Genomic DNA, 8956 nt, shown 5'->3' with positions numbered 1-8956 from the left:
GACAAATACATTGTGATCATATTTTTAAATTATAATTTCTGAGCTTAAATTAATTATATTAATTACGCTGAGCTGATTTAATTGCCATTCCCAAATTGATAACATGAAAATTCCATCTATTAAATCCTGGAAGATGCGCTCTCGATTTGGCCTCGACAAAATTTTTCGAAGCGATCGACTGAGGCGATCTTTGTCGATACACCGAAGATCTCAGTCCAGCCGGCACGCGAGCATTCCAGCCCCACGGGCTGATCCCGCCGGCGTCGGACACGCCCAGGATCGCATCGCGTACCAGTCGGGGGATCTGTCGAGACTGTCAGCCCGTGTTAGCGCCCGTGGTCGGGTCGCGCGGCTCGTGTCGCTCGTCCGGTAGAACCGACGGCATTTCAAACGGCCCGGGGGCCGATGAGAGTCCCTGATCGCTGTCCGGACGCCCCTGTTCGTCCCCTATTCGGTTCACCAAACGGCGGCTCGACGTGATCCGCAAGCATCGGCTGAACCAGAGGAATTTGTCGCGTCCGCCCGCCGAGGGACGACAGGGCGCCTGTAAAATCCAATTAACAGGTTCGCGGCGCTAGCGCCAAATCCGCGGCGTCAGCGGCTCAGGCGGCCTGCTCGCTCCGGCCGTCCCGACCGTGCGCCTGATCCATGATCTCGCCGATCCGCTCGCCGACGGCGACGGCGATCTCGACCGAGGCGGCCCCCTCGGACCCCTGGCGGCAGATCCGGGTGAGGACGTCGGTCACCCGCTGCTCCATGACGCCGAGGATCGCAGCCGCCGCCTGCGGCTGCGCGCCGCGCAGCACCGCGGCGAGGTCGCAATAGGCATCATGAAGGAGCTGAAGCGTCAGGCGCTCGACAGCCTGCTCATCCTCCGCCGACAGGGCTCGCATAACGCCTCTCGCAAGATCGCCACGCGCAACGTTGCCCGGATCCGTTAACAAGACATGAACGGGCCGGCAGATGCGCAGGATCCCGCTAACCAGTCCGCGCGACACGTGGACCGCCGACCGCGCCAGCGATGCGACACCGACAGGCGGGAACCCGGCAGCCCCGCGACAGGTCGACCCGACACGACCCTTCAGCGCGAGAGCATCCCCATGCGCCACCTCGTCCTCTCCGGCCTCTGCCTGGCCGCATTCGCCGCGACTCCCGCCCGGGCTCAGGTGCAGCAGACCAACCCCAACGCCGCCAACCGGTCCATGGAAACCAACGGCCAGATGCGCGCCCTGCGTCAGGAGCAGACGACCCGGAGCGATACGCTCCGGATGGACATCCAGCGCAATCAGGCTGCGACGCCCGCCCCGAACACCGGACCGAACGCAATCGGCCCGACCGGCGGCACCGGCGTCATCGGCCGCTGAGGGACGGTAGCGCCGGCCCTACACGTCCGGCAGGGGGCGTCCCTTCACGACCACCCGCGGCCACCGGTCCAGGCCGATCGGCATCAGGACGGCGATCTGGGGCGGCACCGCGGCGTCGCCGAGAAGACTCTCGAGGGAGATCCGGCAGGCTTCCTCGAGTTCGGCCCGCGTGCGCGCGCCGGACGTCTTGATGTCGGCGATCAGGAGCGCCGCGATCTCATGGGCAAAGGCTTCGCCGTCCAGCATGCCGGACTCCTGTTCCGATCGGGATCACCATAGTCTTTTTCGATGCTTGTGAGCAGCGGGCCAGAATTGCGTATCCCCATACCGATTGTGGATACGATTCCGGCGCAGCAGATGGCGGGGCCACGCGCTCACGCATCGGTCGTCGCCCGTCGCCGTGCCCCGGCCGGGCGCGGGGTCGCGGGCACGGGCCTCCCGCGGAAGGGCAGGCGCAGGCCCGCGACCACGGGATAGACGGCCGGCAGCACCACCAGGGTGAGCAGCGTCGCGGAGATCAGGCCGCCGATCACCACGGTGGCTAGCGGCCGCTGCACCTCCGCGCCGGCGCTCGTCGAGAGCGCCATCGGCAGGAAGCCCAACGCCGCCACCAGGGCGGTCATCATCACCGGGCGCAGTCGCATCTCGGCCGCCTGCGTCGCCGCCTCCCGGGGGTCCAGGCCGGTCGCCTCCAGGTCGCGGATGTAGCTCGTCAGCACCACGCCGTTCAAGATCGCGATGCCGAAGGTCGCGATGAAGCCGATCGCCGCCGAGATCGAGAACGGCATCCCGCGAAGCGTCAGCGCCAGGATGCCGCCGGTGGCGGCCACCGGCACGTTGAGGAAGATCAGCCCGGCGAGGCGGATGTCGCCGAACATCACCACCAGCAGGACCAGGATCGCCGCGAGGGCCGCGGGCACCACGACGGTGAGCCGGGCGGTCGCCTCCTGGAGGTTCTGGAACTGCCCGCTCCAGACCAGCGCGTAGCGTGGCGGCAGCGTCACCTGCTGGGCGACGGCGGCCTTGGCGGCGTCCACGAAGCTCTGGACGTCGCGACCGCGGACATTCGCCTGCACGGAGATCCGACGCTGCAGGCGCTCGCGGCTGATCTGCGCCGGGCCGGAGGCGACGTCCACGCTGGCGACCATCGCCAGCGGCACCATCATCCGGCTGCCCGCCTCCCGGCCGGGATCGCCGGTGCCGGGACGGCTGACCGGCAGGGCGCGGATCCGCTCGATGTCGCTGCGGTCGGCCGGGTCCAGTCGGACAACGATCTCGGTGATCGAATTGTCGTCGCCGTAGACGACGCCGCTGGTGCGGCCGCCGATGCTCTCGACCATGTCGAGCACGTCCGAGACGTTGATGCCGTAGCGGGCCGCCTTGGCGCGGTCGACCTGGATCGTGAGCGCCGGCATGCCGGCCTGCGCCTCGGCCTTCACATCCGCCGCCCCGTCGATCCCGGAGACCGTGCGCACGAGGGCGTCGGCCGTGTCCTTGAGGACCTTCAGGTCGTCGCCGTAGAGGCTGATCGCCACGTCGCCGCGCACGCCCTCCAGCAGGTCGTCCATGCGCATCTGGATCGGCTGGGAGAAGGTATAGGCCACCCCCGGCACCTCCTCCTTGAGGCGCTTGTCGAAGGCCGCCACGAGGCCCTCCTGCGTGTCGGCGGTCTTCCAGGTGGCGGGGTCGGTGAGGGTGATGAAGCTGTCGGTCGATTCGACGCCCATCGGATCGGTCGGGATCTCGGCGCTGCCGGTGAGCGAGACCACGCGCTTCACCTCCGGGAACGACTTCAGCACCCGCTCGATGCGGGTCACCGTGGCGAGCGAGGCGGAGAGATCGATGCCGGGCAGCTTCTCGGAGGTGATGACGATCGAGCCCTCCGACAGCTTCGGCAGGAACTCGCCGCCGAGCCTCGTCGCCAGGACGCAGGAGGCCGCGAAGAGGGCAAGCGTCGCCAGCACGGTCATGAGGGCGTGGCGCTCGGCGGCCCGCAGCATCGGCGTGTAGGCGGCCCGCATCCAGTGGACGAGGCGCGTCTCGCGCTCGCCGACGCCGCGTCCGGCGAGGAAGATCGCGGCGAGCGCCGGCATCAGCGTCATGGTGACGACGAGCGAGCCCGACAGGGCCAGGATGACCGTCAGCGCCATCGGCACGAACATCTTGCCGGCCACGCCCTCCAGCGCGAGGATCGGCACGTAGACCAGGATGATGATCGCCACCGCGAACATCACGGGCTTGGCCACCTCGGCGGCGGCGGCGCGGATCAGGTCCGCGGGCGGCCGGTCCGGATGCTCGCCGCGGGCGCGCAGGACGTTCTCGACCATCACCACCGCGCCGTCGACGATCAGGCCGAAATCGATGGCGCCGAGGCTCATCAGGTTGCCCGACAGACCGAGCAGCCGCATGCCCGCGAAGGCCATCAGCATCGCGAGCGGGATCGCGGCCGCCACGATCAGCCCGGCGCGGAGGTTGCCGAGGAGCAGCAGCAGGACGACGATGACGAGGACCGCGCCCTCGAGGAGGTTGTGCTCCACGGTGTGGATCGTGCGCTCCACCAGGGCGCTGCGGTCGTAATAGGGCACGATCTCCATGCCCGGCGGCAGTTGCGGGCGCAGGTCGTCGATGGTCTTCTTGACCTTCTCGACCACCGCGCTGGCATTCTCCCCGAGCTGCATCATCGCGATACCCACGACCGTCTCGCCCTGCGCGTCGTGCGTCACGGCCCCGAGCCGGACCTTCGGCGCCTCGACCACTTGGCCGAGCGTCCCGAGCGTCACCGGCACGCCGCCCGGCCCGGTGGCGACCACGATGTTGGCGATGTCCTCCGGCCCCTTGGCGAGGCCGAGGCCGCGGATCGTCTCCTGCTGGTCGTTGTGCTCGATATAGGCGCCCCCGCGGGCGGCGTTGTTGTCGGGCAGCGCCGTGAAGACCTGGGCGAGGCCGACGCCGTAGCGGCGGAGGGCATCGGCCGAGACCCGGACCTCGTAGGTCGGCATCTGGCCGCCGTAGATGTTCACGTCGGCGATGCCGGGGGTGAGCTTCAGCTTCGGCGCGATCGTCCATTGCAGGGTGCGGCGGAGCTGCATCGGCGTGTAGGCCGGCCCGCGCAGCTCGAATTGGTAGATCTCGCCGAGACCCGTCGCCATGGGACCCATCTGCGGGTCCCCGACGCCCGCCGGCATCATGCCCTTGGCCGCCGGCAGGCGCTGGAAGACCTGACTGCGCGCCTCGGTGATCGGCACGCCGTCCGCGAAGGTGACGTAGACCGCCGACACCCCGGCCCGCGAGGTCGAGCGGATCCCGGTGAGGCTCGGCGCCCCCGCCATGGCGTTCTCGACTGGGAAGGTGACGAGCCGCTCGACCTCGAGCGCCCCGAGCCCCGGCGACAGGGTTAGGATCATCACCTGCTTGGGCGAGATGTCCGGCACCGCGTCGATCGACAGGCCTTCGAGGTTGGCCACGCCCCCCGCCGCCGCCGCGAGCGCGATCATCAGGACCAGGAACCGGCGGCGGACCAGGAGGGCGAACCACGACCGCATCGGGGGCCTCAATCCGTCGAGCCGAGCAGGCTGCGCAGCAGGATCGCCTTGAGCCCGAAGCTGCCCTTCGTCGCCACGGTGTCGCCGGCCGCGACACCGCTCTTCACCTCGACCCAGTCGGAGCGCTGGATCCCGAGCGTCAGGGCGCGCCGCTCGAACCGGTCCTCGGCCACGCGCACGAAGGCGATCGGCCCCTGCTCGGTCTGCTGGATCGCGGCCGCCGGGACCGTGACGCCGTCGCGGCCGAGATCCGCCGCGATCGTCACGGAGACGAACATGTTGGCGCGCAGAAGATCGCCGGGGTTGTCGAGCTCGATCCGGGCGGGGGCCGTGTTGGTGGCCGGATCCAGGGCGGCGTTCACCGTGCGGACGCGTCCCTCGAAGGGATCGTGACCCGGAACCGGGCTCTCCACGGAGGCGCTGTCGCCCCCCTTCACCCGGGCGGTATCCGGTCCGTAGAGATTGGCCAGCACGAGGATGCGGGTCGGATCGGCGACCGTGAAGGCGTCGCGGGTGGTGTCGACGACCTCGCCCAGGGTCACGCCGACGCTGGTCACGACCCCGGCGATCGGGGTCACGATGGCGCTGGTCCCCGGGGCGGCCCCCTCGGTCGGGGCGAGGCGCTGGTACTGCGCCCGGTACATCTCGGTATTGGCCTGGGCCGACTTCACCGCCGCCTGCGCCTTGGCGAGATCGACCTGCCGCCGCTCCACCTCGGCCTGGGCGACGCCGCCGAACTTGAGCTGCTCCTGGCCGCGCTTGAGCTGCAGCGCCGCCACCGCCTCGGAGGCCTGCGCCTCGCCGAGGGAGGCCTGTGCGGCGAGGTAGCCGTTACGCGCGTCGAGGAGGCCGGCGGCGTCGAGGGTCGCCAGGGTCTCGCCCGCCTGGACCCGGTCGCCGGGCTGGACCGCGAGGCTCAGCACCCGTCCTTGCGTGCGCGGCTTGAGGTGCGTCACCCGCCGCTCGTCGAAGGCGACCGTGCCGGGGACGCGCACCGGCAGCACGATCCGGCGCGTCTCCGCCGTCCCGACCGCGAGGCCGATCCGCTTCTGGCCGGCTTCGTCGAGGGTGACGAGGTCGGACTGAGCCGGCGCGTCCGCGGCCTTCGTTTCGGGCGTGCCCGATTCGGGTGCGGCCGGTGCCAGACCCAGCCGCGCGAGAAGCGGATCCCGGTAATACCAACCGGCTGCCGCGAGAACGGCGAGGATCACCACGAGCCACACGCGCCAGCCGCGCCGGGCCGGCTCTGTGCTCGCCTCGGCCCGCGCCGTCCCGCGCTCAGGCTTCGCCGCCGGCTCGTCGGACGGGAACCGGTCGTCGGCCCGGATCTGGTCGTCGGCCTCGGCGTGACGGGCGGCGGCCGATGTCTCGGCGGTCAGCGCCATGAGGGGCACCGTCGGGCTGAAGGGCACCGGCAGAGGTTCGGCCGGCCGCGACCGGCCGCCGCGGCCCGCAGATCGCGGATCCTCATGCGTCGAGGCCTGGCCGGAGCACGTCTTCCGTCACGAAACGCCCCGTCTCGACCTCACGGACCACGACCTCGAAACCCTCGCCGCGCAGGTCCTTGAGCCGGTCGAGGGTCACATAGGTCCCGGTCTCGACATCGTACAGGCGACACTTCGCGTAGCGGTTGATCAGGCGCCGCGGGCGCCGCTTCCTAGGCATGACCCACCATCCTCCGGCCGCGCGGGACGGCCCGGAACGGGCAGGGGAGGCGAGACCAAGTCCGCATCGGTGGAATCCGGAAGGCGCACCAGCCGGCGCGCACGGGCTGCGGCGGAACGTGCTAGAGTCATTCCAATAAGGGGGCCAACCCGATGCCGTGCCATTAAATTCGGGTTCACAGTGGCGCCCCCGGGGCGATTTGCGTGGCGAAGTCCGGCACAAGGGATGCGGGCCGGGAATGCGCCGGGGCGTGCGAACCGGAGCGGGGGCAGACGTGGCGAAGCTTCTGCTGATCGAGGATGACGCGGAGACCGCGGGGGACGTGCTCGACGACCTACGCGGTCGCGGCCACGAGGTCGCCTGGGCCGCGACTGGCCCGGACGGAGCCGAGGCCGCCCGGGACGGCGTCTGGGGCGCGATCATCCTCGACCGGATGCTCCCCGGCCGGGACGGCCTGAGCGTCCTCCAGGATCTCCGCCGCGAAGGGGACCGGACGCCGGCCCTGGTCCTCAGCGCCCTGGGCGATGTCGACGAGCGGATCCGGGGCCTGCGCGCCGGCGGCGACGACTACCTCGCCAAGCCGTTCGCGCTGGGCGAACTCGCGGCGCGCATCGAGGCGCTGCTGCGCCGACCGGTCGACAGCCGCGAGACCGTCCTGCACGTGGGCAGCCTCGCGGTCGACCTGATCGCCGGCACGGGCCGGCGCGGCACCCGCGAGCTGGATCTGCTGCCGCGGGAACTCAAGCTCCTCGAATACCTGATGCGCCGCCCTGGGCAGATCGTGACCCGGGCGATGCTGTTCGAGGAGGTCTGGAACTACCGGTTCACGCCCAAATCCAACCTGATCGACGTCCATGTCGGGCGCCTGCGCCGGAAACTGGAGGCGGGCGGCGAGCCCCCCCTGATCCACAGCGTGCGCGGCACCGGGTTCACGCTGGCGCCCGATGGTTGATCTGCTCCGCCCGGCCGACCTGTTCCGGTCCACCGCGATCCGCTGGGCGCTCGGCATCGCCCTGTGGTCGGCCCTGCTCGCCCTGGCGATGTTCGCCTTCGTCTACTGGCAGACCGCCGACTACCTGCGCGAGGAACTCGCCGAGACGCTCCGGCTGGAGGTCCGGACCGCCGCCGCCGACGCGGCCGACGCGGCGGCCCGCGTCGACACCTGGATCGCCATGGATGTCCACGCCACCCATTACGGCGGCCTGTTCGCGCCGGACGGGACGCGCCGGGCGGGCAATCTCGGTGCGCTGCCGGCGCGTCTGCCGCGGGACGGCGATGCGTACCGGGTGAGCGCGACGGTCGACCTCGCCGGGCGCAGCCTGCAGGACGAGACCTGGGCGGCCGCGCTGGCCCTCGCCGACGGCAGCACCGTGGTGATGGCGCACGACACCGACGAGATCGACCGCGTGAAGGCCACGACCCTGCGCGCCCTCGGGCTCGGGCTGGTGCCGACGCTGGCGCTCTCGGCCCTGGGCGGGCTTCTGCTCACGAGCCGGGCGCGCCGCCGCCTCGCCGCCACGGAGGCCGCCGTGGCCGAGGTGATGCGCGGCGACCTGGGCAAGCGCCTGCCGGTCGGTCCCCACGACGACGAGTTCGACCGGCTGACCCGGACCGTGAACCGGATGCTCGACGAGATCGAGCGGCTGCTCGGCGAGGTGCGCAGCGTCGGCGACGCCGTCGCCCACGATCTGCGCACGCCGCTCACCCGCCTGCGCGCCCGGCTGGAGCGCAGCCGGTCCCAGGCCCGGACCGTCGGGGAGTTCCGCGAGGCGATCGACCAGGGGCTCGTGTGGATCGACCAGACACTCGCCATGGTCACCGCCGTGCTGCGGATCGGCGAGATGGAGGACGGGCGGCGCCGCGGCGCGTTCACGCAGGTCGATCTCGGCGAGGTGGCCGCCGTCGCGGTGGAGTTCCACGCCCCCCTGGCCGAGGAGAAGGACATCCACCTCACGCTCTCGGTGCCCGCCGGGCCTTACCGCGTCCACGGTGACCGCGACCTGTGCTTCGAGGCCGTCTCGAACCTGCTCGACAACGCCCTGAAGTTCACGCCGCCCGGCGGCCGCGTGCGCGCCGCCCTGCAGCGCGCCGACGACGGGATCGCGGTGACGATCGCCGACTCGGGACCCGGCCTGCCGCCCGGGGAGCGCACCCAGGTGTTCCACCGCTTCTACCGCGCCGAGGCAGCCCGCCAGACGCCCGGCCACGGCCTGGGCCTGAGCCTCGTGGCGGCGATCGCAGAGCTGCACGGCGCCTCCGTGGCGATCCGCGACGCGGCGGGCGGCGGCTGCCATGTCGAGCTGCGCTTCCCGCACGGGGAGCCGGACGCGGCCCGTCAGGCGGCCCGGTGAGCGACATCCCTCACCCGTGGCCCCTCATCCCCGG

General features: G+C 70.9%; 8 protein-coding genes. 3 read left to right on the top strand and 5 right to left on the bottom strand.

What is annotated here, in order from left to right; translation table 11 throughout:
* Positions 1 to 602 precede the first annotated feature (602 nt).
* Positions 603 to 893: a hypothetical protein gene (locus ACXJKQ_RS18440; RefSeq protein WP_457107180.1), complete on the bottom strand. Its 291-nt coding sequence runs from the start codon at positions 891 to 893 to the stop codon at positions 603 to 605.
* 207 nt (positions 894 to 1100) lie between these two features.
* On the opposite strand from ACXJKQ_RS18440, the gene ACXJKQ_RS18435 reads away from it, so the two are divergent.
* Positions 1101 to 1364 carry a hypothetical protein gene (locus ACXJKQ_RS18435; protein ID WP_457107179.1) on the top strand — a complete coding sequence of 88 codons (264 nt, stop codon included), beginning with the start codon at positions 1101 to 1103 and terminating at the stop codon, positions 1362 to 1364.
* Between the two features lie 18 nt (positions 1365 to 1382).
* Here ACXJKQ_RS18435 and ACXJKQ_RS18430 read toward each other — a convergent pair whose 3' ends face one another.
* From ACXJKQ_RS18430 to ACXJKQ_RS18415, 4 genes are all read right to left on the bottom strand, one after another.
* Positions 1383 to 1610, bottom strand: coding sequence for a hypothetical protein (locus tag ACXJKQ_RS18430; RefSeq protein ID WP_457107178.1), 228 nt, complete (start codon positions 1608 to 1610; stop codon positions 1383 to 1385).
* 128 nt (positions 1611 to 1738) lie between these two features.
* On the bottom strand, positions 1739 to 4906 hold the full coding sequence (locus ACXJKQ_RS18425; protein WP_457107177.1) for an efflux RND transporter permease subunit: 3168 nt from the start codon (positions 4904 to 4906) through the stop codon (positions 1739 to 1741).
* An 8-nt stretch (positions 4907 to 4914) separates the two neighbouring features.
* Positions 4915 to 6318 (bottom strand): efflux RND transporter periplasmic adaptor subunit, encoded by a 1404-nt coding sequence (locus ACXJKQ_RS18420; RefSeq protein WP_457107176.1) that lies wholly within the window; start codon positions 6316 to 6318, stop codon positions 4915 to 4917.
* 55 nt (positions 6319 to 6373) lie between these two features.
* A complete protein-coding gene (locus ACXJKQ_RS18415) occupies positions 6374 to 6571 on the bottom strand; it encodes a polyhydroxyalkanoate synthesis regulator DNA-binding domain-containing protein (RefSeq protein ID WP_457107175.1) in 198 nt (65 codons plus the stop codon).
* A 274-nt stretch (positions 6572 to 6845) separates the two neighbouring features.
* On the opposite strand from ACXJKQ_RS18415, the gene ACXJKQ_RS18410 reads away from it, so the two are divergent.
* On the top strand, positions 6846 to 7523 hold the full coding sequence (locus ACXJKQ_RS18410; RefSeq protein ID WP_457107174.1) for a response regulator transcription factor: 678 nt from the start codon (positions 6846 to 6848) through the stop codon (positions 7521 to 7523).
* Positions 7516 to 8922 carry an ATP-binding protein gene (locus tag ACXJKQ_RS18405; protein ID WP_457107173.1) on the top strand — a complete coding sequence of 469 codons (1407 nt, stop codon included), beginning with the start codon at positions 7516 to 7518 and terminating at the stop codon, positions 8920 to 8922. The genes ACXJKQ_RS18410 and ACXJKQ_RS18405 overlap by 8 nt, the downstream gene beginning before the upstream one ends.
* Positions 8923 to 8956 lie beyond the last annotated feature (34 nt).

Source organism: Methylobacterium sp. P5_C11 (genome assembly GCF_054049775.1).
This window is presented reverse-complemented; position numbering and strand designations above follow the sequence as displayed.

Excerpts from the sequence above, each read along its gene's own strand:
- ACXJKQ_RS18440 (WP_457107180.1), bottom strand. The coding sequence starts at position 893 with ATGCGAGCCCTGTCGGCGGAGGATGAGCAGGCTGTCGAGCGCCTGACG.
- ACXJKQ_RS18435 (WP_457107179.1), top strand. The coding sequence starts at position 1,101 with ATGCGCCACCTCGTCCTCTCCGGCCTCTGCCTGGCCGCATTCGCCGCG.
- ACXJKQ_RS18430 (WP_457107178.1), bottom strand. The coding sequence starts at position 1,610 with ATGCTGGACGGCGAAGCCTTTGCCCATGAGATCGCGGCGCTCCTGATC.
- ACXJKQ_RS18425 (WP_457107177.1), bottom strand. The coding sequence starts at position 4,906 with ATGCGGTCGTGGTTCGCCCTCCTGGTCCGCCGCCGGTTCCTGGTCCTG.
- ACXJKQ_RS18415 (WP_457107175.1), bottom strand. The coding sequence starts at position 6,571 with ATGCCTAGGAAGCGGCGCCCGCGGCGCCTGATCAACCGCTACGCGAAG.
- ACXJKQ_RS18405 (WP_457107173.1), top strand. The coding sequence starts at position 7,516 with ATGGTTGATCTGCTCCGCCCGGCCGACCTGTTCCGGTCCACCGCGATC.